The following is a 24,502-nucleotide window of genomic DNA, read 5'->3' as shown; positions in this document are numbered from 1 at the left end:
GGAATTAGAATGCCATTAATCATTGTAGCAGTTGGGATTTTAGCATTACTACTATTAATAATGGGCTTAAAATTAAATACCTTTATTTCACTAATCATTGTATCGTTCGGAGTTGCTTTATTACTTGGGATGCCCTTAGACCAAATTGTAAAATCAATTGAAGCTGGACTAGGCGGAACACTGGGTCACTTAGCGTTGATCTTTGGGCTTGGAGCGATGCTGGGCAAGCTAATCGCAGATTCAGGGGGCGCTCAACGAATTGCGATGACGCTCGTTAACAAATTTGGAGAAAAATATATTCAATGGGCTGTGGTTATAGCTTCATTTATTATCGGAATCGCTCTATTTTTTGAAGTGGGATTAGTACTATTAATACCAATCGTATTTGCCATTTCTAAGGAATTAAAGGTCTCTATTTTACATCTCGGTATTCCGATGGTAGCAGCTTTATCCGTGACACACGGTTTCTTACCGCCACATCCAGGACCAACCGTCATTGCTGGTGAATATGGTGCAAACATTGGTGAAGTATTACTTTACGGTTTTATTATAGCAATCCCAACAGTCATTTTAGCTGGGCCTTTATTTACTAAACTAGCTAAAAAGCTTGTACCTGAATCATTCACTAAAACTGGGAATATTGCCTCTCTAGGAGAACAAAAGGTATTTAAACTTGAAGACACTCCTGGTTTTGGTATCAGTGTATTTACCGCAATGCTTCCCGTTATTTTAATGTCTATTGCTACGATTATTACTTTGCTTCAAAAAACAATTGGATTTGAAGATAATAGTTTACTAGCAGCTATCCGTTTCATTGGTGATGCTTCAACATCCATGTTGATTTCTTTACTTGTTGCAATCTATACAATGGGATTAGCAAGAAAAATCCCAATCAAAAATGTCATGGAATCTTGTACAACCGCCATCACTCATATTGGGATGATGCTATTAATCATCGGGGGCGGCGGAGCCTTCAAACAGGTATTAATTGATGGAGGCGTAGGTGACTATGTAGCCGAATTATTCAAAGGAACTTCGCTATCACCCATCTTGCTTGCATGGATCATTGCTGCAATCTTACGTATTTCCTTAGGTTCTGCAACTGTTGCAGCTTTAACAACTGCCGGTTTAGTTATTCCGATGTTAGGACAATCCGACGTTAATCTTGCCTTGGTTGTACTCGCAACTGGAGCCGGTAGTTTAATCGCTTCACATGTTAACGATGCAGGTTTCTGGATGTTTAAAGAGTATTTTGGCCTAAGCATGAAAGAAACATTTTCAACATGGACCTTACTTGAATCAATCATTTCTATAGCTGGATTAGGTTTTATTCTATTACTAAGCCTTTTCGTATAAATCTATTTCCAGGCAGTAGCTTCTCACTTATAGCCTTAAAAATTCTAAGGCTATAGGTGAGAATTTTGTACATAACCTGTCATTCAGAATTTCAAGCTGGCCTTTCCCGGATCTAAATAGGGATAGGCCTTTTCTTTTGAATTTTCTCTCATGTTTATGAATTTCACGATTCCCTCTTTTAATAAAGAACTAATCATAAATTTTTTTCTTTGTAGGGGATAGAATGGAACCTGATCACGGAGAATTAATTCGCTTGATGTCAGCTGGTCCACGCGGAACTATCACCATGATTCAAATGCCATATGTTAGGCCCTCTATAGCTAATTCAACATCCAACGTATCGGTTTCCGCTGATGGTGTAACAGCGTTCGCTTCAGGCAAAATCCGTCCTTCTGAGAGATATTTCGTCCCACACACGGAATAATCCGTCCTTCTGAGAGATATTTCGTCCCACACGGCATAATCCGTCCTTCTGTGTATTATTTCGTACAGTGATCACCTCTTCTGAGTTGTACCTGTATATCTGTCATACAGTTTTTTAACAACTTTTCAAGGTGATCTATAGTTTCCTTCCTGTAGCCCCCACCGATTTATCTGAATTTCCCCGATTGTTGTAGTCCTTATCATTTACGCCTTCTTGATGATCTTCTTTGCCCAAATATCGTCCTTCGTGGTTTTTCTGAGATTTAATAAATTTGTCGAAATCAATGTTAACCATTCTAAGCCCCCCTAAAATTTCTTTAGCCTTTCAGTCTTAAGATACATCCTAAGAAGTTTTTTATTCGATGATGAAGTTTAAAAACAAAAAACTTCCTTACATAATTGGAACTAATAAGCACGAAAATATAAATGAAAGGGGTTTGTTTATGTTAACATCTCAAGTATTAGCTGAGTTTCGCTCGCAGTTGCTAAAGGAGAAAAAAGAACTTGAAGCCGAATTTAAAGTGAATGATAATTTTGGCTTTGACTGGGAACATCCATATGAGTCAGTGGGAGAATTATCAAGCTATGATAACCATCCAGGAGATGAAGGGACGGAATTATACGAACGAGAAAAAGATCTTGCCCTTAATGAGCATGCAACTCATCATTTAACCAATATCAACAGGGCTCTTGATGCGATGGATAATGGAACATACGGAACGTGTCAGGAATGTGGTGAAGAAATTCCTTTTGAAAGACTTGAGGCACTTCCTTATACAACTTTCTGTAAAGACCACAGTCCAGATCAAGTCGTATCCCATAATCGTCCCGTTGAAGAAGAGGTGCTCATGCCTCCATTTGGAAAATTCGATATGGATAATCAAGATGAAAATGTAAGTTATGATGCAGAAGACTCGTGGCAGGATGTAGCGCAGTATGGAACATCTGAAACACCATCTGACTTTGCCTTTACAGATGATAAAGACACTTATAATGACATGTATAACGAATCGCTTGATCCGATTGGATATGTGGAATCTTATGAAAACTTTGTAGGGACTGATATTTCCGGAAAAAATATTACCGTTTACCCGAACAATCAGCACGAACAGTATGAAGAAGCACTTGATGAAGATGGTATCATGACTTCATTTGGGGACTTACCTGCATACGAACATGATCCTTACGTCGAAGATGAAGATGAGAGTTAACGACCTGCAAAACAAAAACCAGCTTCTGAGGAAGCTGGTTTTGATAATTTGGACGTTTTTTTCATGGTTATTGCCATGCCATGGATAGGAGATAAGCTCTTATAAGTGTATCGGAAGAATCTTGTTTAAGAACATGTATGTATTTTTAAATTGTATTTCTACTTTCACTTTTATCACAAACTCGTTTCGATGTTTTCAATGACTAATCAATTAATACACAAAAATCTTGCCATTATTATTCTTATAGTGATTATTCTTCCGAGGTCCTTGATTCCAAATACCGATCCAACTTCCTTTTTACCCGTTGAAGAGCATTATCGACCGTCTTTATCTGAATATCCAGTTTCTTTGATATTTCTAGATATGTTTGACCTTCCAGATACAAGTCCACCACTCTACTTTCCAACTCACTTAGGACTTCCGCTAAATTTAGCTCTAGATCTGTCATTTCTTCTGATTTTATTAAAATCGTGACAGGGTCGATTTGTCCCTGTTCAGGGATTAGATCAATTAAGGCTTGTTCCGACTCCCCTTGATAGATAGGCCTATACAATGAAACATAATTATTTAAGGGCGAATGCTTTTGGCGGATAGCCGCTTTAACCGCCGTTATGATTTGCCTGGTAATGCACAGTTCCGCAAATGACCTAAAAGAAGACTTTTTGCAGTCCTTGTAGTCGCGAATCGCCTTATATAATCCAATCATACCTTCTTGAAAGACGTCTTCCTTATCTCCACCCGTTAAAAAATACTTCACAGCATTAGATTGGACGACAGATCTGTATTTTTTGATTAAATAGTCCAGTGCATCTTCATCACCATATTGGATTTTCTCAACCAACATTACATCTTCCATATGAGTATAGTTTTCCACTTGTTTCTTCTCGATGAGTACACTCATTTATTTTCCCCCACTCACTAAAGTTGAGCATCGATATTATGGTTGAATTGCCACATCAAAGTGTTAAAGTAAATACAATACAATATAATAATATCTTAGAAATGACGATAAAGATATTCGTAAATATCGACATTTTTCTACAAAACTTCTACTATTATTCCTTCTCTTTAAAGTACTGACCTATAACTAAATCCACTTGCTGTATAATCAACGACCATAAACATTGTTTTATGTTATTTTTTTACATCCAAGCTAATATAAGAGCTCGCTTTAGTGATAAAATGGACTCGACACAAACTGTGAGGTAAGTGCTAAAAGACAATAACTGAATTGGAACTAGAATAAATGACCATAATGGTAACCATAGATAAAAATATATATAAAGGATGATTACATGATTTATATCTATAATGACTATGGTGGAACACATACCACGGCCCTTGCAGCCGCCTATCATTTAAAAGAACTTACCCAATCTGAACGAAAACTAACTAAAGAAGAAATATTAAATGTGAACTATTTCAATAAATTATCTAAAGATGATGCAGGGAAAATCATTTTTCATGGTATAGATGAAAATGGAGACTCTGTCTATACAATAGGACGGAAATCCTCCAAACTAGTTGTTCCAGCATTAAAAAACTTAATTTTATTACTTCAAAGCAAACATCCATTTCATGAAAAAATAATATTCTCAAATACATCACCAACTGTACCGTTCGTCATGTCAATTGGAGGATTTTTATCAAAACAATTAAAAATTGATTTGATTGGTGTACCATTATTAATTTTAGGTACCAAGCAATGCTGTGATAATATTTTTCGGTTGGTTGAAAATACGAAACAAATAGGGAAATACTCAAACGAGGAAAAAGTGATCATTTTAGAAAATGAAACATATAAGTAAAGAGTTCATCTCTATTAGAAAAGACTAGCTACATAGGAATTTTGAAAAATAAAATGCGATGAGTTTGTTGAAGATATTCGGAACAACGATAGGCTTCATCAACTCACTCAGGTTCATACGATTTTTCACCTCCCTCCCATATATGATTGACGAACTTTGATGGGAAGCAAGAGATATAAAAAGCATAACCTAAAAGGGAAAGGTTTTAATGGGGGGGGCAGTCAGTAATACGCGAATTTACAACGTTAAAGAATTTTCACTATTAAACATCCCAATCTCTCAGTACTATAAATGAGAAATTGGGATGTATTTTTTCAACAATAGCGCCCGTTTTGTTGAAGATCATTGCTTCCCCTTATTGGTAGCACACTCTTATCAAAGTGGTGGATTTTCTACACCTAAATGAACCCAATCTTCTTTTGGTGGCCCATAAACCCCATAAGGTTTAATTCCTGCTTGACGCATCAGAACCGTAATTTGTCCGCGGTGATGAACAATATGCTTGATTAACCCCATTAGGATTGAAGCATTTGATTCCTGTCTTCCAAACGCTTCTTGTATATGTCCTAGGGATTCGTCTGTCCATTGTTGCTCAATCATTTTAGCCGCGTGTGAACTTACATTTTTAAAAGTTATGGCGATTTCTTTTGCAGAAGATGGAACGCTTTCCCCATAATCTATCCTGGCTATCTTAAGCCCAAAATGCGCTAAATAATCTGGGATATTAGTTGTGAAATGCCACGCAATTCTTCCTAAAGTTCGACCTTCAGGATAAACTTTTTGTTTTAATGCATCATCAGTCAAGCTATCCAAGACATTTTGAGTCAGTATGGCTTCCTTATTCCATTCTTTAATAAAATCTGAAATTGTCATATACATATACGTCCCCCCATATTTTTTATTCAAAATACATTATAAAACATATGTTCCCTCACTTCAAATGCCTCATTAAACTCTGCAATTGCGGTGAATCAAGTAACGGGGTACATAAACGGATTCATTATGAAACTAAACTTTTAATCTTAATGCCGGTCATTGATTATTTTTATGTACCGTCGCTGTCGCTGAAAAAAACGCTTCAAACGCTTTTGTCGGATTGGCAAACCATTCAGCAATTTCGTTAGCTTGTACTTGGTCCTGAGCACCCTGTAGCAGCAATTGAATAACATGCTCAGGTAATGGCTCCGTCATGGCATTTGTCCATTCCGTTACCTCTTTTACATACTGTTTCGTTCGATTCCAATAAGACTCCCCTGTATCTGCGTCCCACTTGGAATTTTTGTATTCAATAAGGGTTTCATACAATTGTTCAGCACAGTAAGAAGAAAGATTACAGCCTTGACCCGAAATAGGGTCGTTTAGAAACACACTATCCCCACAGCCGACAACCAACTTATTATTAACCATGAGATATGGCTTTCGTATAACCGGTGTTAAGGCTGTTTGAAGAAAGCTACTTTCATCACATAAAGCAAAATTACTTCCATCAATTCGGTTATGAATTTCCGGGAAGAACTGTTGAACTGTACTTCTCATTTTAAGAGTAAACTCTTCTGCATTTTTTATACCTTTAAATACATCCAATTCAGTGTTTGGTATGCCCATAATGAATAGTATGGTCACAGGACCGTGTTCTGTTATTGCGGGTATTTCAAACATTTCACCCAACCCAGGAAGAACTGTAACGCTTACCCCTAGAGGAGTGTTTGCTCTTATTCCTGTGAAATAACCAACGATACATTTTCGCTGAGGAGTTTGATAAGGAGACAGAGCCTCTTCAATCGGAAACGGCAAAAGAGGTCCATTTTTTCCAGTACAATCAATAAGTAAATCGAACTCATCAATTAGTACTTCCACATTCTCTTTATCTATCTTTTCAAAACGGAAGGAGACTCCTTTTTCTATAAGATCTTTAATAGAATGAGAGTAATACAAACGCTGATCAACAGATAATGCCGGTTCTTGCAGCATTCCCACAAATAGCTTTTGATTTCCAATTGTAATATGAATGCTTTCAAGAAGTGATTGTTCTCCCCATTTCGGCATATTAAAGCGTTTTTCACGAGTCCTTGTTGATCCAAAATGCACCTGGGTGGACATGATTCGGCCTTTTCTTATCTGATCTGGTGATTGACGTTCAATGACAGTGATATCAAAGTCGTCCTTTAGAGCATAAGCTAGGTGCAGACCCGCTACACCACTACCAATAATACAAAGTTTCTTTTTCAACAATCCCACTCCCTTAATAGTATATATTTTACATAAACGAAGCGTATCGGGGCGAATGCCTTAGCTACATTATCAGAACCTGCCTGTGAAATTCCTTTGGCTAACATTTCCAACTATTTGTATCTAACACTTATTTTATGGGAGGCTGATTTTCATGTAAATGGTTCTTTAGTGACAGAGTCTTATTACGAAACATATTTAAATAAGCACCTTTTACCAATACCAGAAGGAAATCTCTGGATTTTTCGCAACTTTTATAGTGCTTCATCGTCATCTGTAAAACATACCTGCAGAATGGATCAAATGGTCAATCGCAGGTGTTAAAAAGAAAAATATCTTTTTAAAGTCGAAGGTTTAGGTAAATACCTTAAGTTGGTGTATATTGTTGGAAAAGGTAGGTTGATTTTCTTTAAGATAGAGGGAATATTAACTTAGTATAGTCGCTTTAGTTTCTATAACTTAAAATAGCAGGACGTAACAATATGTACTAACTCAATCAAAAGGACGTGCCAAAAGAATGAATCACGACAAAACAACAAGCTCTACTTTTCGTACAGGCCCCATGTTTGCGGTAATGCTGGCTGGTGCTCTCGTCGCTTTCTTGAATCAGACTTTAATCAATATCGCGTTGCCTCAATTGATGAATCATTTTGAAATATCAGCTGCAACAGCTAATTGGCTTACAACTATCTTTTTGTTGGTCAATGGGATTGTCATCCCGATTACAGCTTTCTTAATGGAACGATTTAATACGAGACAATTATATCTTGCTTCGATGGGACTGTTTGCTTTAGGAACTTTATTATGTGGAATTGCCCCTAGCTTCTTTGTCTTATTAATCGGACGTGTGGTTCAGGCTGCAGGTGCAGGGATTTTATTCCCTTTGATTACAAACGTAATTTTCACTATATTTCCTCCTAACAGACGCGGTTTTGCAATGGGTATATTCGGTATCGCAATGAATTTTGCCCCAGCCGTTGGACCTACGTTATCAGGATGGATTGTACAAAACTATTCCTGGCGAGTCCTGTTTTTTATCATTTTCCCATTTGCACTTCTTGACTTAATTTTTGCCATTTTTATCATTAAAAAGGTGGGTGAAACGAGCCGACCTAAACTCGATAAAATTGGTGTCATTCTATCCACTATCGGATTCGGAGGAGTTCTATACGGATTTGCAACAGGCGGTACTAAGGGCTGGGACAGCTTAGAAGTCCTGACTATGTTCCTTATTGGTGGAATCAGTTTAGGTTTATTTGTATGGAGGCAATTTACTGTAATGCATCCTATTCTGGAATTTCGAATATTTCGTTACCGGATGTTCACATTAACGACCATCATCAACATTATCGCGACGATGGGTATGTTCTCTGGAATGATTATTATGCCAATTTATATGCAAAACATCCGTGGCTTTACTCCCATGGAATCTGGACTCATGCTATTGCCTGGGGGTATCCTAATGGGTATCATGTCTCCTATCACAGGGAAGCTATTTGATCGATTTGGCGCAAGATGGCTTGCAGTAAGCGGACTTGCTATTACTATTATTACAACCTATCTTTTAACGCGGCTTGAAACAGATACCTCTTATTCTTATGTGGTGTGGGTGTATACTATAAGAATGTTAGGTATGTCATTACTGATGATGCCCATCTTCACAGCTGGACTAAACGAATTGGCACTTAGTCTAAATAAATATGGAACAGCAATGGTGAATACATTGAGAATGGTTGCAGGAGCTGTTGGCATGGCGTTCTTTGTGTCAATAATGACAAATCAGGGTACTAAACATGTACAGGGAATTTTAACTAAAGAGCACATATCATCAGAAAATACAACTCAAATGGCCATGGCCATTAAACAGGGAAGCGTAATGGGGGTAGATGATGCATTTATGATCGCTACATGGTTAACAATCGTTGCGTTCATCCTGGCTTTTTACATTCGGCGAACTTCACCACAAGAAGATACCATCACAAATCGCTTATCCAAGAAACATGTAACATGATCTAGTTTCCAGGAACCATACAACATTTTTTATTAACAACTTGCCTCAAGAAGACAGTTAAATACCTAAATAAGGGACACTTTTTAAAAGTGCCCCTTCATTCTATCCGTAATTCCTTCATGAAATCTGTTGCTTATTCTTACATAACCGAATTTCAGAATATTTATTTTTCCTTACTCCCATGCCTGCTTCCTTTCTGTATATTCCAACAAATCCTTACATAATTGTGATGAAAATTTAGAATAAGTTAAGTCTGTGGATGGCAGGGTGTTAAATGGGTGCCGTATGTGAAAAGAAACACCTCATTGGCGGGAATATCCTATTATTAGCAATAATAGATTGGTAGATTGAATAAATAAAAGCCAGTCTCATAAAAAAGGAACTGGCTGCTATCACTATTACATTCTTTTAGCCCCTAAATATCTTTTTTCCCAATAACTATTATCCATGGAGGTAATGGTTACACCTGATGAGGAGCTGTGTATGAATTGATTCCCCCCTATATAAATACCCGCATGTGAGGCACCGGATTTATAGGTTTCAAAAAAGACCAAATCGCCAACTTGTGGTTTGGACACCTTTGTCCCCTTTTTATAAATTTCCGATACCGTTCTTGGCAAGGTTACATCTGCACTTTTTTCGAAAACATATTTTAGGAATCCGCTGCAATCAAAACCTTTTGGCGTAGTTCCACCCCATACATACCGTACATTCAAATGTTTTTTTGCTTCTTTTATTATCGCTGTAGATTTATTGCTTGAATTGTTCATGGCTGTCTGCTTTTTTATGCCTAATGCTTTATATGTATTCGTCCCTACAATGCCATCAGCTTTTAAGCCTTTACTTTTTTGAAACTTTACAACTGCGCTTTTAGTAACAGTTCCAAAATAGGTAGTGGTATTATTACTCTTAAAATATTCTTTTTTCTTCAGAACCTCTTGTAGTTGTTTTACTTCTTTATGAGTCATTCCGCTTTTTAATGTTCGATCTCCTAGTGCAGCATTACTGACCAATGGATTCGATAATAACAATCCGGTAACGACAACTGAAGCTATAATTTTTTTCATTTTCTATTTTTCCCCCGATTAGGTCTTTTTCATTATTTTATCACCCTTAAATGACAAATATATTTACCTAAATTTACATTATCATTACAAATTTATGCAGAATACGCACAAAAATGACATAATGCCTATAATTCGCCAATTTTCTCCCAAAAATAATGTGACAATAGTGCCCCTTGAAAATCATATAAATCTCTACTAAGTTGCTATGTTGGTAGTCTTTTGTGGATAGGTAGATGGATTTTCCTGTGTGATTTTGTCCAATGTGTCCATACTGGGCCTAGGGACATACATTCAAAAGTTCTTTTCTTAACAAAATTGATGTGGATGATTAGCAAGCAAAAAAAGAAGATGAAACATTTCATCTTCTTTTACTATCTATTAATCGCTCCCTGTCACAAATAAATCTTCTTTATAATAGGCGAGGACCTCACCAGCCACCACTTTTTCCCCTTCCATTACCTCCAAGGATTCGACCTCGCCGCTGAGGCCAATATCAATGATTTCCACACGTCCGTCTTCTTTCTTAATACGAAATAACTGTTCCCATTCGTAAAATCTGGAATTTTTGGATATCGAAATTTTTTCAACCCTGCCATCACAAGGGCTAAGGATCACGTCAACAAACATTTACATCATTCCTTCCTCAATATTGTTCAAAATGAAATGGGGATTGTAGGACCAAATTTAGAAAGTCTTGAAATTCGGATATATCTTCTTGTTCAATGCCAAGGGTCGGTGCCCAGTACTGATCTAAATTAATATCATCGGCACACAGAAGGATCATTCTTCCGCTTTGAATGGAAGTTACCATTGCTTTACCGTAAAACTGAGCCGAATATACAATGGTCACATCATATCTATAATTTCTTGATAATAAGCAATAATGATGTATGGCCTGGTTTTCTTTATTTTCCGAAAGAATATCAAAGTTCAACTGATTGCCTCCTTTCTTGTAAGCCCTAATTAGTTCAGAATCTGACCCATCCTCGATCCCGTGATGCTTCTGCTATTTTACGAATCCCTTCTATATAAGCAGCAACTTTCATATTCACGGAAAATTTTTGAGATGTTTGATAGACATTCAAAAAGCTGGCTGTTATTTTTTCTTTCAATCGTTCATCTACAAGCTCTTCCGTCCAGTAATAACCTTGGTTATTTTGGCACCATTCAAAATACGAGACGATCACTCCTCCTGAATTCGCCAAAATATCCGGGACTAGCATTATACCTTTTCCATCAAGAATTTGGATTGCTTCTTTAGTTGTCGGTCCATTTGCTGCTTCGATTAAGATTTCACACTGCAATCGTTCGGCATTATCTTTATTCACCACTCCACTAATAGCAGCGGGAATAAGTACATCACACTCTTTTTCCAATAATGCTTGATTGGATATTGAGTCTTTGAATAAATTCGAAACGACCCCAAAAGAGTCCCTGTTCTCCAAAAGGTAAGGAATGTCTAAGCCGTCAGGGTCATATAAACCCCCAAGTTCATCCGCTATCCCGACAACCTTAGCCCCCATCTCATGCAAATACATGGCCAAATAACTGCCAACATTCCCGAATCCCTGAATGATTATCCTCATGCCTTCAATAGGAATTCCTTTTAAATCACTTACCATTTGAAGCGTATATAATACTCCCTTGGAAGTAGCCGTTTCCCTGCCCTTCGATCCTCCTAAAGTCAGTGGTTTTCCTGTAATGAAGCCCGGTGAATCGAATTCCTTGATGTGATCGTATTCATCTAACATCCAGGCCATTATTTGAGAATTTGTATACATATCCGGTGCAGGAATATCCTTGGTCGGTCCCACTATTTGACTGACAGCCCTGACATACCCTCTGCTTAATCGCTCTAGTTCAAACGAACTCATCTGTCTGGGATCACAGACAATACCACCCTTTGCCCCTCCATATGGAAGATCCGTTATTCCGCATTTCAAACTCATCCAACCCGCCAATGCCTTGACTTCATTTGGAGTGACATCCGGGTGAAAACGAATTCCTCCTTTCGTTGGACCGGCTGCATCATTATGTTGAGCCCGATATCCTTGAAACATCCTTGTCTCCCCATTATCCATTTGAATGGGAATACTGACTTCCAAAAAACGCATTGGCGCTTTTAAAAAATCAAAAACCAAATCTGGATAGTCCAAAACATGAATGGCTTCTTTTAAAATATCCTGAAATTCTTGCAATGGATTATCCATTTGACGTTTTTCAATACTCTTAGTTTTGCCTGCCATTTTAGCACCTCACTTTTATTCTATTAATAGATTAAGCAACTTTCATGCCAGTTTTGAAAACACTGTATGGATAGCCCTTTCCATTCATGTTCGGCAGGCCAAACTCATCCAGACATATGTATCCATTCATAATCAATTCAGGATTGCATATGTAAAAAATGAAGTTGAAATAAAAAAACGCATCCTATTGGAATGCGTCTTTTTATCCGTTTGTCTATATCTGAATTTCTTCAACTTGATATTGGGGCGGAGCTTTCCGGAATGCCTTTGTCATATATAATAGATAACAAAAGCCAAGAATAAACCAAGCTGATCCCATTATTAGTGAGCTTGTCTCAAGGTTGATCCAGAGCATCCCAATTGATATAGCTCCAATTAATGGCATGATCAAGTAATTGATACAGCCCTTTATCGTTCGATGCTTCTTTTCCCGGATGATAAAATGGCTGATCACTGACAGATTCACAAAGGTAAATGCCATTAATGCACCAAAGTTGATCAGTGACGTGGCTGTCACTAAATCGAAGAATAAAGCCGACAATGAAATAACTCCAACCATGAGGACATTAATGGCTGGCGTTTTCCACTTAGGGTGGATAAAACCAAACCATTTTTCCGGAAACACGTTATCACGGCCCATAACATACAAAAGCCGGGAAACGCTGGCATGCGATGCTAGTCCAGAGGCTAACGTATTGATGAAAGTCGTACAAAGAAAAATGGATTGGAATAGCTTCCCGCCTACATAAAGGGCGATTTCCGGTAATGCAGCATCCGGTTCCTTAAAACGGGATATATCCGGAAAAAAGAGTTGAATAAAGAAAGATGCGGTAATGAAGATGATTCCACCCCAAAGTGCTGTTAAAAAAATCGCTTTTGGAATCGTTTTTTTCGGATTCGGCGTTTCCTCAGATAGCGTCGTTACCGCATCGAATCCCAAAAAGGAAAAACAAAGGATCGTGGCTCCCGTTATGATTGTTGAATAGTCCATTTCTCCATTTATGAAAGGCTTTATTGTAAACACTTCTCCTGTACCTTCTCCATTGTGTAAGCCTTTGACAACAAGGATGATGAACACTGCCATGATGACAATTTGAATTAAAACAAAAAGGGCATTAAAGTTGGCCAGCACATTGACACTTCGGAGATTTAGAATGGTGACAATTGCTACGAACAATACTACCCAAATCCATGTTGGGACTTCCGGAAATAATGCTGTCAGATAAATTTTGGTCAACAATGCATTTACCATAGGTAAAAACAGATAGTCTAACAACGAAGACCACCCTACCAGGAATCCTAAATGTCGGTTAATGGCCTTTTGTGTATAAGTATAGGCAGAACCTGCAGCAGGAAAAACCTTTACAAGTTTTCCATAGCTTGCGGCTGTAAAAAGCATCCCCACCAATGCAACGATATAGGCAGTCGGGACATGTCCGCCCGTAATCCCAGATACAATGCCAAATGTATCAAATACGACCATGGGTGTCATATAAGCCAAACCCATCATGACAATTTGCCATAATTTCAGTGATCTTTTCAATGTAACCTCATTTTCCACCTATCATTCCTCCTTGAAACCGCTTTCAAATAGTAGGTTTAATTTCTTAACTAGATAATTTTCAATGCCTCCCTCTTTTGAAAAGTTTTAACTGTATACCTTTATGCAAATTCTGTGCCAAATGACTGCTGTTTATTTCAATAAATGTAAACGATAAAAATACGTTGAAATTTCCTTATAAGTCACATCCTTGGCTGGCTTCATGGAAATGTAGCATTACCATCTTTCATTAAAATTACGATTCAATTTCCCATAGATTATTCGCGCTTGCATACTCCCTTACAAATGAAACCTAGTAATAATCAACAATAAATCTCTTATTATGAATTGGCATGGTATTTGCATAATAGTTGTTAAATGAGTTCAATAAAAATGAATGTTTAAGACAATTAAAAGTTATAAGAAAATGGAGGAATAGAAAAATGAAATATCCTTTATCACCTGATGTTAAACCAGAGTTTTGTACGACCGGATCGTTTATGCGCTTACCTTCTTCACGGGAAAATGCCAAATTGGCAGTGGTAGGAATGCCTTTTGATACAGCTGCTTCATTCAGGGTAGGAGCACGGTTTGCCCCACAGGCAGTCCGCCAGGCATCCATGACCTTGTTTCCTTATCACCCCATTCAAAAGGTTTTCCCATTTGACGAATGTAATGCAATAGATATTGGCGATGTTTCGGTGATTCCCCATAATATACACCGAAGCTATGAGTTAATTGAAACCGCTATGTCAGATTTGATGAAAAACGGAATCATCCCCATAGCAATTGGAGGAGATCATTCAGTAACTTTAGCTAATCTAAGAGCCGCCGCAAAAATACATGGGCCTGTCGCACTTCTTCATTTTGATTCACATACAGATACATGGGATACTTATTATGATGAGAAGTATTGGCATGGTTCTCCGTTTATCCGTGCATATGAGGAAGGTTTGCTCCAAACGGATAAAGTTTTCCAAATTGGAATTAGAGGTACGCTCAATCATCCAGGAGATATAGATTCCAGCACGGATCTCGGCTACAACGTGATAACTACGCCTCAGCTGAAGGAAAGAGGAATCATGGATGTCGTGAAGGAAGTCAAGAAGACCATTGGTGAAACACCATGTTTCTTGAGCTTTGATATTGATTTTGTTGATCCATCTTGTGCACCTGGTACGGGCACCCTTGAGGTCGGCGGTCTGAATAGTTTTGAAACCTTAGAGATGATTCGTTCCCTGCAAGGATTCAACTTTATTGGATTCGACCTGGTGGAAGTCCTCCCACCTTATGATCCAACACAAATCACATCACTTTTGGCAGCCACCATCATTCATGACTTTGCCAGTTTAGTAGCCTTGAAAATCAAAAAAGACCAAGAAAAATCGATCCAAAATAGTTAAGTAAAGTTTGATCTCAAGTTCATGAGCATAATGTATTGAAATCTTTTTACGAATCGATGAAGATGGAACCATCCCCTACAGGTAGACAAGACATTTGATAAAATGGTCTTACTAGTCTATCTGAGTGGGGATTTTTCATGGCGGTTAATATCATGTCATATTCTGCAGCAGCCCCGATTGATATTTTATTTAAAAATCGGTGAAGCATTACAAGTCCTACAATCCTACATCCCATTTTATTCGTCCTTCAAACGATCTTTAAATGATGTTCGTGCTTAATCCTAAACACCTCCTAATCCCTCTATAATATTCCTATAAAAAACGTATTAATAAATTTTATTAATGATCATTAAAAAACCGCCACATTGTGACGGGTCATATAACTCACTATTAAACATTAAAACGATATCCGGCACCCCAAACGGTTTCCAGGAATTTAGGATGTGCCGGCTCTCTTTCAATCTTTTCACGTAATTTTCTAATATGAACGGTCACGGTTGAAACATCCGCAGCTGACTCCAGCCCCCAATTACGTTCATATAGCTGCTCTTTGCTCAACACTTGGTTCGGGTGCATGACAAGAAATAGTAACAAATCAAATTCCTTTGTAGTAAACGGCACTTCCTCGCCATTAATATGTACTTTGCGTGCCGACTTATCTATCGAAATTCCATGAACGAAAACAGTGTTTGTTTTGGCTTGATTTCCTGCTAGACGGTCATAACGCGCTAAATGCGCCTTCACTCTTGCAACCAGCTCACTTGGACTAAATGGCTTTGTAATATAATCGTCAGCCCCTAAACCAAGACCTCGAATTTTATCGATATCTTCCTTTTTGGCGGACAAAAGTAAGATAGGAATGTCTTTGACAGCGCGTATTTGTTTGCATATCTCAAATCCATTTACTCCGGGAAGCATGATGTCCAGTATGATTAAATCATAATTTTTTTGAAGGGCATGTTGAAGACCAGCATCTCCTGTATGTTGAATATAGACACTAAAATCATTAATCTCTAAATAATCTCTCTGCAATTCTGCAATGCTGACATCATCTTCAATAAGTAATATTTTTTTCATTTTTCCTCACCTTTCATTAAGGTAAAGAAGACACTTGTGCCTTTTCTTATCTCACTGGTAGCCCAAATATCCCCTCTATGCTCTTGGATAATTTGTTTTGCAATCGCAAGCCCTAAGCCACTTCCACCTGTCAGGGAATTTCTTGATTGTTCTGCACGGTAAAAGCGATCAAAAATGAAGGGTAATGCAGAAGGTTCTATTCCTTGTCCGTTATCTGTTACTTGTACTACTACTTCATAGGGTCCTTCATGCAGAGTAATGGAAATGCTCGCTTTTTCTTTATTCGTATACTTCACACAATTACTGATCAAATTAGCCAAAACTCGTTTTAATTTCTCTCTATCTGCTGTCACGAATACAGGCTTATTCATATGGCACAGTTCAATCTGAATCCCTGTTTGAATTAAATCTAAATGAAGTTCTTCTACATAGTCTCTCAAATATTTATCCAGTTCCACAGTTTCAAAAGTGAATGGCTCTTTTTTTAAATCCAGCTTGGAAAATAAGAACAATTCATCTATCAATGAATCCATATCTTTCGCTTTTAAATATACAGTTGATAAATACTTTTCCATTTTTTGAGGGGTGTTTGCTACACCGTCTTTTATCCCCTCAACATATCCAATAATTGAAGTAATAGGTGTTTTCAAATCATGTGAAATATTGGATAATAGTTCTTTCCGATTTTCCTCATATTGAAGCTGAATTTTAACGGACTCTTTTAATTTTATTCTCATTTCATCAAATGTCCGATTTAACTGTCCGATTTCATCATTCGATGTAGCTTTGATTTCAAAATCTAAATCTCCTGATTTTATTCGTTTGGCACCTTCTTTAAGTAGTGAGATCGGCTTGATGATGCTTCGTGATACCAAATAGTTTAGAAGCCCAATAATCATAATAAATAAAAATAGCAACAAACCAAATAAAATCGGAAACAACTCTCGAGCCAACTCTGCTGAAGAACTCGCCTTTCTTAGAACAAAAATACTTCCTTTGCTTTTATCTGAAAAATAAAAATCAAATTTCACATATGTGAAAAAAAAGTCTTCGATCTTAATCGTATCTCGCGTATTGATGTTCGTTTCTTCAAATCCCGGAAGAGACTTAACCAATGACTGCTTATCGAGAGAGGGGGAAGCATATACAATTTTCGTATCTTTTCTAACGACAATCCCGATATCCTTCTGATTTATTTTCTTCAACTGCTCTTCATTTAGAAGCTGTGCAGGATTGTTTTTAGCCAATAGCTTTAAATCAAGAAATGCACTTTCCTCTACTGTTGTCAATGGTTTTTGGACATAAGATTTTTTGTAAAAATGCTCTATCGATTTTGTATCGCCTGTAATCGTAAAAATAATTAAAAACCCAGCGACCAACAGTAAAACGATAGAGAAGAGTACCACTCCAATATAAGATAACAGAAACCTCGTTTTAATTGACATATTAATCAACTCCGTATTTACTTTTCCCTCTCCTATAAATGTTTATTAGGCACTATATAATTGTTTTTTATACAGTTTGTTGTATTAACACCTATCATTAGCTTGTTCTTAAATGCGGATTTACCATTTAAAAGTAACATACAAATCTTAAAACTTTCTAAAATAGGTATGAAATATCTCTAAACATCATTTATTAGTCAGACACTGATCGATTCGATTTTAAAACAACGATCATTCCTACGAAACTTCAATTCAGTGTGCATGGTTCTCTAAATTTTAATGGCAGAAGATTTTTTGGGGGTTCAATTCCGAAATCATCCCACACCATTGTCTTAGATGGAACCGATTGCCTGCTTTACATGCTTCCTAAACGCCAAGCCGCCTTGAATCGATTTAATTGTCCAAACAGGATTTTCCCTCATTCAAGTTTCATTTCCCTAGAAAAGCCGCCCAGTTCAATCCTTAGGCCTTTTAAAGATCACTATAGAAGAGGTAAGAAGGTATTCCATTAGCGAAACTTTTTTAAAGATGAATATATTTTCACCTTTTTGTTGTTTAAATAAAAAAATCTCTTTATAGTTGATTTACGCATTAGCTGTTGCTATTTTATCATTCATGCTTCTTTACAACATGATAAACAATTAGATTGGAGGTTTGCATCATGTCACAAGGTCAGTCGCCTTTGATAAAAAGTTACATTGATTCGAATGAAAGACAACGCCAGCTGTATCGTAGGACGTTATTGATTGTTGTCATTTCACAAATTTTTGGAGGGGCCGGACTTGCAGCAGGGGTAACGGTCGGAGCACTAATCGCTCAGGATATGTTAGGGACGGATAGTTTTGCTGGAGTACCAACTGCCCTATTCACGCTAGGTTCCGCTGGGGCGGCGCTACTCGTTGGGCGACTCTCCCAACGATATGGTCGACGTTTAGGTCTCGTAACGGGCTTTATGACTGGTGGGATTGGGGCAATCGGTGTAGTGGTGGCAGCAGTAACCAATAGTATTCCCCTCCTTTTCGCTTCATTACTGTTCTATGGTGCCGGGACTGCTACTAATTTACAGGCTCGTTATGCAGGAACCGATTTAGCCAATTCGACTCAGCGTGCTACGGCCATCAGCATCGCAATGGTTTCAACAACACTTGGGGCTGTAGCGGGTCCAAACTCGGTTCATGTAATGGGTGAGTTTGCCTTATCGATGGGGATTCCAGCTCTAGCAGGACCGTTTATTTTAGCTGCAGCAGCTTTCATTCTTGCTGGTTTTGTTCTTTTGGTTTTCCTTCGTCCTGACCCTTTCATGATTGCAAAGGCCATTGCTGAGGGACAGGTGGCAGACGAAAATAAACCTCTAAGTACACATGCTTTAACAACCCCAAAAAACAAACGAGGTATTATTGTCGGGGCTACAGTAATGATCTTAACTCAAGTTGTCATGGTTGCTATTATGACAATGACACCTGTACATATGAAGCATCACGGACATGATTTAAGTCAGGTTGGTATGGTGATTGGCGTCCATATCGGTTTTATGTATCTACCATCCCTGATGACGGGTTACCTCGTGGACAAGTTGGGTAGAACTGTAATGGCAATGGCTTCCGGATTTACTTTACTGGCCGCTGGAGCACTAGCTGCTATGGCACCTGCCGATTCAATGCCAGGACTTATTGGTGCACTGGCATTACTTGGACTTGGCTGGAACTTTGGCTTGATTACTGGAACTGCACTCATCGTTGATGGGACACCCCTTTCCTCTCGAGCAAAGACTCAAGGAAAAGTAGATGTGTTAATTGCATTGGCTGGGGCATTAGCTGGGGCACTTTCAGGTATGGTTGTGGCAAATTCAAGCTTCGCAGCACTATCACTTGTCGGTGGTATACTGCCATTAGTACTTATCCCTGTCATTATCTGGTCTCTTTCTACGTCTAATAAAGGATAACCTTAGTGGTTTTCTATAGGATAGTGCTTATTAAAGCCTAGTTGCTCATTTGCAGCTAGGCTTTCTTCATCACAGTGCAAGAAAAGTTCTAATCCAGAAACTTTCCCCTTAAATATGTTTTGCCATAAGGCAATTTCCTAAGAGAAGTGGTTTAATATCAGATACGAGTGGAAGTAGAATGTTTTTTTCTTATTTTACCAATGACTAACAATAACAACGGAAGCAATAAACAAATGGTTAAGGAAAAAGGGGTCCAGGTTGTAGCAATGAAGTTCTGATAATGTACGATATCTGGATGCGAAATGATGGTAAAGGTTAGAATTAAAAAAGCTAATGGGAAAAGAAGTATTTTATAATCTTTCAACCCCAGCAATTGGGCGAGTCCAAGGGCGAGTCCATAATAGCAAATGGTCAACTTGAAATACTCCGTAAAAATCCAAATGAATGCCACAATGACCTCAACCCGTTCAAAAAAATTACCAATACTTATCCTCATCCCTAATTTATAAGAAGGATAGGTTAGTCTTGTTGTATTTTCAGCACCCAATACGAGGATACTGAAAATAATCACTAGGAATAACACGATACCTCCTATTAAAGTCCCTCGATAAAAGTTTTTTTTCATTTCTGCTTTTTCGTTTACATACGGCGTGATCATTAAAAAGAAAACAAGCTGTACATAGGGGAGTGCTAAAGAGTGATAGGATCCACTCAATAGCGGTTTCATACCTTCTTCAAATATAGGTTGTAGATTTTCGATTTTGACATCAGGGGTAATAAATAAGAATAATATGAAAAGCAGCACTACAATCCAAGGAAAAAAGATTACCGCCGTTCGGCAAATGACTTCTAATCCTAGCCTTACACCAAATAAGCTTGTTAATAAAAACAATATCATAATCATTTGTATGGGTGTCCCAACAAGAACTTGAGTCGTAAAAAAATTCCCGATTTCACTAAGTAAAGCAGAAGAAAGGTAATAAATGTAAAATAGAAAGAGGAGTGCCGAGATTTTCCCGATCCATTTCCCAAATATTTTTTCATTTACTTCTATATAAGTCAAAGTTGGATAAAGTGATGCAAGTTGGTTAAATAAGAATATGAAACATAAACCAATGATAGTAGCAATAATATAAGCAATCCATCCATCTTGTTTTGCATATGTGACAAGTGCAGAAGGTAAAGTAAGGATCGCGCCTCCTATCGTAAATATGATGACCAAGATAAGGAATTCACCAGAGCTAATCTTTCCTTTTTCGAGCATATTGGTAAGACACCTCCCTAAGATAGAATATGATCCACGAAAGAAGCGAATGGACTATATATTTTTGTTATCCAGTCTATAGGAGTGGGAATGGTAATATTCATGAATATTAATATACCCAACGTCATTCCAACTAATAGCAATGAAACAAAAACGATGATTTCCCTCCAGCATTTCTTTTTAACAAGAGGAGGTATTTCAAAAAATGATATAATAGCACCAGTAAATACTGTTCCAATGATTGCCCACATTGATCTTTACTCCTCGATTTCTTTTTGAAAGGACTCAAGCATGGTGCCTAAATTTCGAATTTTTGCTTTAACGGTTACTTTCACTTCTAAGTTTGCGAATTCTTGTTCCCAATTTTCCTCTAAACGTTTCCAAGCTTTAGGATCAGTCCTATGAATTTCTTCACCAAAACCAAAGATATCACTTTGATAATCGTCTTGTAGTTTTTTTATCGATCCCACTATTTTACCTTTAACATCTTTTTCGTATCTTTCATTCAATTCTTTGATATTTTCCTCTTTAGATAGATCGATTTTGCACTCAACATCTCCTATACTCCCTTCCGACGTGACATTTATATCAATTTTCGGTTTTCCTTTTTCCATTCTCCCCTTTATTTTCGTTTTTGACCTAATCGTGTTAATCGTAATTTTCTCACCTTCACATGGAATGGTTACCGCCGTTGACTTCACATGATTGGTAATGTAACTGACACCTTTACTGTCGTTCTTATCTAACCAACCTACAAGTTTATCCTTTTTAAATACTCCAAGATAGTCCAATCGTATACCTGTTTTCGGGGAGATATCTTGTGCATTTAAGACGTTGCTTCCAGATTTACGATCACCATATATGAAAATTCCCGTTAACATAGACTCTCTGCCATTACTGATCATACTGCTGATCAACTCATCCAAAGTGACTGTCCTTGTCGCTGCCCATCTTTTCTCTGAATTTTCTAAGGCGTTATAAATTTTATTTGCTGGTATTTTTTCAATACCAGTTTGGATATTTAAAATATCAAAAGCAGTAGCTCCCTTTGCAACTGTCATATAGAAGTCCGAACGTAATTCTTTTTGCCGGGAAAGGACGTCCAGGGCTTTCCCGATTCCTTCTCTGGCCATTTCCTCACCAAAAACAACTTCACGAAGATGTGATACATAAATCCTCCTTGGTACATCAGTTGATAGGCTTCTCATCGCTTCATAAATGGTTGCTCCACTTTTTTTAAAAGTTACAACTTCCGAACGACCAGATCTGGCATCTCCCGCTAACTCACTCGTATTTAGAATTTGGACGGTTACAAGATATCCAGCTTCTGTTTTATCGATTCCCAAGGCCGTAGCAATGGCTAGTTCATTCAACTCAATGCTGCTCCAACAGCCGGATAAACATATAATAGGTAACATTAAAAATACCCTTAACATTTTTTTCATCGTGAACCCTCATAATCTCACCCTTTTCCAGGTGGTTTGGGAGAACTGGCATCTCCTCTGTCTGTAGCTTTTTTAGTGACCAAACGCGGACGCTTTATTAGTGACCAATGCGGCATTCGAATGATGTTATCTTTTTGATCTTGTAAAATAAATGGTGCATTTGGAGCTAAGTATGGTAATCCAAAAGATCGTAAGCTATTTAAATGAAGGACCATCCCGATCATCCCTAATATAATCCCATATAATCCAAATGTTGCAGCAAGGATCATAAACAAGAAACGAAGCATCCGAAAAGCCATTGCCATAGTATTGGATGGAAACACAAAGCTGCAGATGGCTGTTAAGGATACGATGATAACCATTGTTGCCGAAACGAACCCTGCTTCGACAGCAGCCTGTCCAATAACTAACGCACCTACGATGGAAATGGACGAACCGATTGCCCTAGGCATTCTCACACCTGCCTCACGCAAGATTTCAAACACTAGTTCCATCAGCATCGCCTCTACAAAAGCTGGAAATGGAACACCCTCTCGTTGTGAAGCCAAACTTATGAGCAAAGGGGTAGGAAGCATTTCTTGATGAAAGGTTGAGACAGCTACATAAAGTGACGGTGTAAGCAAGGCAAGGAAAAATGATAAATACCGTAATATTCTAATTAGCGTTGCAATGTCTGCCCGTTGATAATAGTCTTCGCTGGATTGGAAAAAATGGACCATCAAAGCCGGAATGATAAGGACAAACGGCGTTCCGTCAACAAGAATCGCAATCCTTCCTTCTAAAATGGCAGCGGCTACCGCATCAGGTCGTTCCGTATTATAAACGGTCGGAAATGGAGTGTATACTTCATCCTGTATGAACTCTTCAATGTAGCCACTTTCGAGAATCGCATCTATATTGATTCGATTCAACCTGCTTTGTAATTCTGAAACTATTTTATCTTCAGCAACACCTTTTAAGTACATAATTGCAACGTCTGTTTGTGTTTTTTCTCCAATTTGTTTTGTTTCAAGCCATAGGTTTGGATCTTTTATTCTACGTCGTATTAAAGCTGTATTTGTACGTAGTGTTTCAGAAAATCCATCCTTTGGTCCTCTTACAACAGTTTGCGAGGATGGTTCCTGCACTCCGCGATCTGCCCAATCTCTTGAGCTGAGTGCAATTCCTGTTGGGGAGCCATCCATTAATAACATCGTGTCTCCCGATAAAACATGGTGGAAAAGTTTTTGAAAATCGGTTATTTCCAATATTCCCCCTACAGGAAGAGTATGTACTTTTATCATTTGAAACCAGTCAGAATGATTAAGGACCTTTACATCTAAGTCCGAGTTACGCATTTGAACCATCAAAGTGTCGAGGATAAAATCTTGGATTGAAACTGAGTCGGATAATCCTTCCGTGTAAATGATGCCTAATTTAATTTCCCCATTTTTACCGGCCTGAAATTCCCTAGTCACAATGTCTGAACTATTTCCTAACGTTTTCTTAATATGGTTTAAATTATCATGAAGATCAGCAGAAATATGTTTGGGTTGATTATTAGTTGAGTCTTGACATCTATTTTGGTCTTGACCAGGATTTTGGTTTTGATCATTCTTTTGCGTTTTGCTAGAGTTTGGATTTCCACTCTGATTTAGGTCTGCATGTTGTTTTTTACTTTTCACTGACTGTTTATCTTTTATTAACTTTCTTAATGGTATAGGAACTCGAGATTTCACTGCTAACCCCCTCATTACCAAAAGCCTGTTAATAGTATGTTTTCACCTTAGATGCAAATATATCCATCAAAATGCAAAAACTTGTCCATTCAATAAATTGATTTTCTGATTCCATTCACCGAACATGAATCATCATATAATTGGACTAGTATTTAGGCGTTTCTAATGAAATTCATCCATTGATTTTTTGAGGGAAAAGGTAAGAGAAATATAGCTCGAATATGAAACGGGGAGGCTCGTGGAATAAAGGCCCTGACGCTACTTAATAATTTACAGATGTGAATAACTTGAACATGAATAGCCAAAACTAAGAAGTA

23 protein-coding genes are annotated in these 24,502 nt (G+C 37.8%); 7 read left to right on the top strand and 16 right to left on the bottom strand.

Annotation, left to right across the window (positions count from 1 at the left end; genetic code table 11):
* Window positions 1-9: 9 nt before the first annotated feature.
* Together ACQKMH_RS06130 and ACQKMH_RS06125 are read left to right on the top strand one after the other, a co-directional pair.
* The gene (locus ACQKMH_RS06130) at window positions 10-1,356 is read left to right on the top strand and encodes a GntP family permease (protein ID WP_427586532.1); all 1,347 of its coding nucleotides are present in this window, start codon (window positions 10-12) and stop codon (window positions 1,354-1,356) included.
* Window positions 1,357-1,579: 223 nt separating this feature from the next.
* Entirely contained in the window at window positions 1,580-1,780 is a 201-nt protein-coding gene (locus ACQKMH_RS06125; protein ID WP_427586531.1) for a hypothetical protein, read from the top strand.
* A 135-nt stretch (window positions 1,781-1,915) separates the two neighbouring features.
* Here ACQKMH_RS06125 and ACQKMH_RS06120 read toward each other — a convergent pair whose 3' ends face one another.
* A complete protein-coding gene (locus tag ACQKMH_RS06120) occupies window positions 1,916-2,074 on the bottom strand; it encodes a hypothetical protein (RefSeq protein ID WP_427586530.1) in 159 nt (52 codons plus the stop codon).
* A 148-nt stretch (window positions 2,075-2,222) separates the two neighbouring features.
* Between ACQKMH_RS06120 and ACQKMH_RS06115 the strand changes: the two genes are divergently transcribed.
* A complete protein-coding gene (locus ACQKMH_RS06115) occupies window positions 2,223-2,990 on the top strand; it encodes a yteA family sporulation protein (RefSeq protein ID WP_427586529.1) in 768 nt (255 codons plus the stop codon).
* A gap of 250 nt (window positions 2,991-3,240) precedes the next feature.
* On the opposite strand, the gene sigH is transcribed toward ACQKMH_RS06115, so the two are convergent.
* On the bottom strand, window positions 3,241-3,891 hold the full coding sequence (gene sigH / locus ACQKMH_RS06110) for an RNA polymerase sporulation sigma factor SigH (protein WP_427586528.1): 651 nt from the start codon (window positions 3,889-3,891) through the stop codon (window positions 3,241-3,243).
* 394 nt (window positions 3,892-4,285) lie between these two features.
* Here sigH and ACQKMH_RS06105 point away from each other — a divergent pair, with 394 nt between their 5' ends.
* On the top strand, window positions 4,286-4,798 hold the full coding sequence (locus ACQKMH_RS06105) for a DUF3189 family protein (RefSeq protein WP_427586527.1): 513 nt from the start codon (window positions 4,286-4,288) through the stop codon (window positions 4,796-4,798).
* A 375-nt stretch (window positions 4,799-5,173) separates the two neighbouring features.
* Here ACQKMH_RS06105 and ACQKMH_RS06100 read toward each other — a convergent pair whose 3' ends face one another.
* Entirely contained in the window at window positions 5,174-5,677 is a 504-nt protein-coding gene (locus ACQKMH_RS06100; RefSeq protein WP_427586526.1) for a DinB family protein, read from the bottom strand.
* Between the two features lie 153 nt (window positions 5,678-5,830).
* Window positions 5,831-7,036 carry a styrene monooxygenase/indole monooxygenase family protein gene (locus ACQKMH_RS06095; RefSeq protein ID WP_427586525.1) on the bottom strand — a complete coding sequence of 402 codons (1,206 nt, stop codon included), beginning with the start codon at window positions 7,034-7,036 and terminating at the stop codon, window positions 5,831-5,833.
* A gap of 508 nt (window positions 7,037-7,544) precedes the next feature.
* Between ACQKMH_RS06095 and ACQKMH_RS06090 the strand changes: the two genes are divergently transcribed.
* A complete protein-coding gene (locus ACQKMH_RS06090) occupies window positions 7,545-9,038 on the top strand; it encodes a DHA2 family efflux MFS transporter permease subunit (protein ID WP_427586524.1) in 1,494 nt (497 codons plus the stop codon).
* Window positions 9,039-9,436: 398 nt separating this feature from the next.
* On the opposite strand, the gene ACQKMH_RS06085 is transcribed toward ACQKMH_RS06090, so the two are convergent.
* From ACQKMH_RS06085 to ACQKMH_RS06065, 5 genes are all read right to left on the bottom strand, one after another.
* Entirely contained in the window at window positions 9,437-10,105 is a 669-nt protein-coding gene (locus ACQKMH_RS06085) for an NlpC/P60 family protein (protein WP_427586523.1), read from the bottom strand.
* Between the two features lie 378 nt (window positions 10,106-10,483).
* On the bottom strand, window positions 10,484-10,732 hold the full coding sequence (locus tag ACQKMH_RS06080; protein WP_427586522.1) for a hypothetical protein: 249 nt from the start codon (window positions 10,730-10,732) through the stop codon (window positions 10,484-10,486).
* 16 nt (window positions 10,733-10,748) lie between these two features.
* A complete protein-coding gene (locus tag ACQKMH_RS06075; RefSeq protein ID WP_230157077.1) occupies window positions 10,749-11,039 on the bottom strand; it encodes an SAV0927 family protein in 291 nt (96 codons plus the stop codon).
* Between the two features lie 34 nt (window positions 11,040-11,073).
* Entirely contained in the window at window positions 11,074-12,351 is a 1,278-nt protein-coding gene (locus tag ACQKMH_RS06070; RefSeq protein WP_427586521.1) for a Glu/Leu/Phe/Val family dehydrogenase, read from the bottom strand.
* Between the two features lie 214 nt (window positions 12,352-12,565).
* On the bottom strand, window positions 12,566-13,912 hold the full coding sequence (locus ACQKMH_RS06065; RefSeq protein ID WP_427586520.1) for an APC family permease: 1,347 nt from the start codon (window positions 13,910-13,912) through the stop codon (window positions 12,566-12,568).
* A gap of 422 nt (window positions 13,913-14,334) precedes the next feature.
* On the opposite strand from ACQKMH_RS06065, the gene speB reads away from it, so the two are divergent.
* Window positions 14,335-15,294: an agmatinase gene (gene speB, locus ACQKMH_RS06060; RefSeq protein WP_427586519.1), complete on the top strand. Its 960-nt coding sequence runs from the start codon at window positions 14,335-14,337 to the stop codon at window positions 15,292-15,294.
* Between the two features lie 46 nt (window positions 15,295-15,340).
* Here the strand turns inward: speB and ACQKMH_RS06055 are convergent, their stop codons facing one another.
* From ACQKMH_RS06055 to ACQKMH_RS06045, 3 genes are all read right to left on the bottom strand, one after another.
* Complete coding sequence (locus tag ACQKMH_RS06055) at window positions 15,341-15,529, bottom strand: hypothetical protein (protein WP_427586518.1); 189 nt, start codon at window positions 15,527-15,529, stop codon at window positions 15,341-15,343.
* A 155-nt stretch (window positions 15,530-15,684) separates the two neighbouring features.
* Complete coding sequence (locus ACQKMH_RS06050; protein WP_427586517.1) at window positions 15,685-16,371, bottom strand: response regulator transcription factor; 687 nt, start codon at window positions 16,369-16,371, stop codon at window positions 15,685-15,687.
* Window positions 16,368-17,816, bottom strand: a complete 1,449-nt coding sequence (locus ACQKMH_RS06045) for a sensor histidine kinase (RefSeq protein WP_427586516.1) — start codon at window positions 17,814-17,816, stop codon at window positions 16,368-16,370. Before ACQKMH_RS06045 ends, ACQKMH_RS06050 begins: the two co-directional genes overlap by 4 nt.
* A 661-nt stretch (window positions 17,817-18,477) precedes the next feature.
* Here ACQKMH_RS06045 and ACQKMH_RS06040 point away from each other — a divergent pair.
* A complete protein-coding gene (locus ACQKMH_RS06040) occupies window positions 18,478-19,758 on the top strand; it encodes an MFS transporter (RefSeq protein WP_427586515.1) in 1,281 nt (426 codons plus the stop codon).
* 157 nt (window positions 19,759-19,915) lie between these two features.
* On the opposite strand, the gene ACQKMH_RS06035 is transcribed toward ACQKMH_RS06040, so the two are convergent.
* From ACQKMH_RS06035 to ACQKMH_RS06020, 4 genes are read right to left on the bottom strand one after another with little or no spacing between them, the layout of a single operon-like run.
* Window positions 19,916-21,022: a GerAB/ArcD/ProY family transporter gene (locus ACQKMH_RS06035; protein ID WP_427586513.1), complete on the bottom strand. Its 1,107-nt coding sequence runs from the start codon at window positions 21,020-21,022 to the stop codon at window positions 19,916-19,918.
* 17 nt (window positions 21,023-21,039) lie between these two features.
* Complete coding sequence (locus tag ACQKMH_RS06030; RefSeq protein WP_427586512.1) at window positions 21,040-21,273, bottom strand: hypothetical protein; 234 nt, start codon at window positions 21,271-21,273, stop codon at window positions 21,040-21,042.
* 6 nt (window positions 21,274-21,279) lie between these two features.
* Window positions 21,280-22,467 carry a Ger(x)C family spore germination protein gene (locus ACQKMH_RS06025; RefSeq protein ID WP_427586511.1) on the bottom strand — a complete coding sequence of 396 codons (1,188 nt, stop codon included), beginning with the start codon at window positions 22,465-22,467 and terminating at the stop codon, window positions 21,280-21,282.
* Window positions 22,468-22,484: 17 nt separating this feature from the next.
* Window positions 22,485-24,185 carry a spore germination protein gene (locus ACQKMH_RS06020; RefSeq protein WP_427586510.1) on the bottom strand — a complete coding sequence of 567 codons (1,701 nt, stop codon included), beginning with the start codon at window positions 24,183-24,185 and terminating at the stop codon, window positions 22,485-22,487.
* Between the last annotated feature and the right edge of the window lie 317 nt (window positions 24,186-24,502).

The sequence above is a fragment of the Peribacillus sp. NPDC097895 genome (genome assembly GCF_050277555.1).
GTDB lineage: Bacteria > Bacillota > Bacilli > Bacillales > DSM-1321 > Peribacillus.
The sequence above is the reverse complement of the archived record's forward strand: the minus strand, read 5'-3'. Positions and strand labels throughout refer to the sequence as shown.

Coding starts and splice junctions, on each gene's coding strand:
- ACQKMH_RS06045 (WP_427586516.1), bottom strand. CDS start 17,816: ATGTCAATTAAAACGAGGTTTCTGTTATCTTATATTGGAGTGGTACTC.
- ACQKMH_RS06055 (WP_427586518.1), bottom strand. CDS start 15,529: ATGGGATGTAGGATTGTAGGACTTGTAATGCTTCACCGATTTTTAAAT.
- ACQKMH_RS06100 (WP_427586526.1), bottom strand. CDS start 5,677: ATGTATATGACAATTTCAGATTTTATTAAAGAATGGAATAAGGAAGCC.
- ACQKMH_RS06085 (WP_427586523.1), bottom strand. CDS start 10,105: ATGAAAAAAATTATAGCTTCAGTTGTCGTTACCGGATTGTTATTATCG.
- sigH (WP_427586528.1), bottom strand. CDS start 3,891: ATGAGTGTACTCATCGAGAAGAAACAAGTGGAAAACTATACTCATATG.
- ACQKMH_RS06130 (WP_427586532.1), top strand. CDS start 10: ATGCCATTAATCATTGTAGCAGTTGGGATTTTAGCATTACTACTATTA.
- ACQKMH_RS06030 (WP_427586512.1), bottom strand. CDS start 21,273: ATGTGGGCAATCATTGGAACAGTATTTACTGGTGCTATTATATCATTT.
- ACQKMH_RS06040 (WP_427586515.1), top strand. CDS start 18,478: ATGTCACAAGGTCAGTCGCCTTTGATAAAAAGTTACATTGATTCGAAT.
- ACQKMH_RS06120 (WP_427586530.1), bottom strand. CDS start 2,074: ATGGTTAACATTGATTTCGACAAATTTATTAAATCTCAGAAAAACCAC.
- ACQKMH_RS06105 (WP_427586527.1), top strand. CDS start 4,286: ATGATTTATATCTATAATGACTATGGTGGAACACATACCACGGCCCTT.
- ACQKMH_RS06115 (WP_427586529.1), top strand. CDS start 2,223: ATGTTAACATCTCAAGTATTAGCTGAGTTTCGCTCGCAGTTGCTAAAG.
- ACQKMH_RS06050 (WP_427586517.1), bottom strand. CDS start 16,371: ATGAAAAAAATATTACTTATTGAAGATGATGTCAGCATTGCAGAATTG.
- ACQKMH_RS06125 (WP_427586531.1), top strand. CDS start 1,580: ATGGAACCTGATCACGGAGAATTAATTCGCTTGATGTCAGCTGGTCCA.
- ACQKMH_RS06035 (WP_427586513.1), bottom strand. CDS start 21,022: ATGCTCGAAAAAGGAAAGATTAGCTCTGGTGAATTCCTTATCTTGGTC.
- ACQKMH_RS06070 (WP_427586521.1), bottom strand. CDS start 12,351: ATGGCAGGCAAAACTAAGAGTATTGAAAAACGTCAAATGGATAATCCA.
- ACQKMH_RS06080 (WP_427586522.1), bottom strand. CDS start 10,732: ATGTTTGTTGACGTGATCCTTAGCCCTTGTGATGGCAGGGTTGAAAAA.
- ACQKMH_RS06025 (WP_427586511.1), bottom strand. CDS start 22,467: ATGAAAAAAATGTTAAGGGTATTTTTAATGTTACCTATTATATGTTTA.
- ACQKMH_RS06090 (WP_427586524.1), top strand. CDS start 7,545: ATGAATCACGACAAAACAACAAGCTCTACTTTTCGTACAGGCCCCATG.
- speB (WP_427586519.1), top strand. CDS start 14,335: ATGAAATATCCTTTATCACCTGATGTTAAACCAGAGTTTTGTACGACC.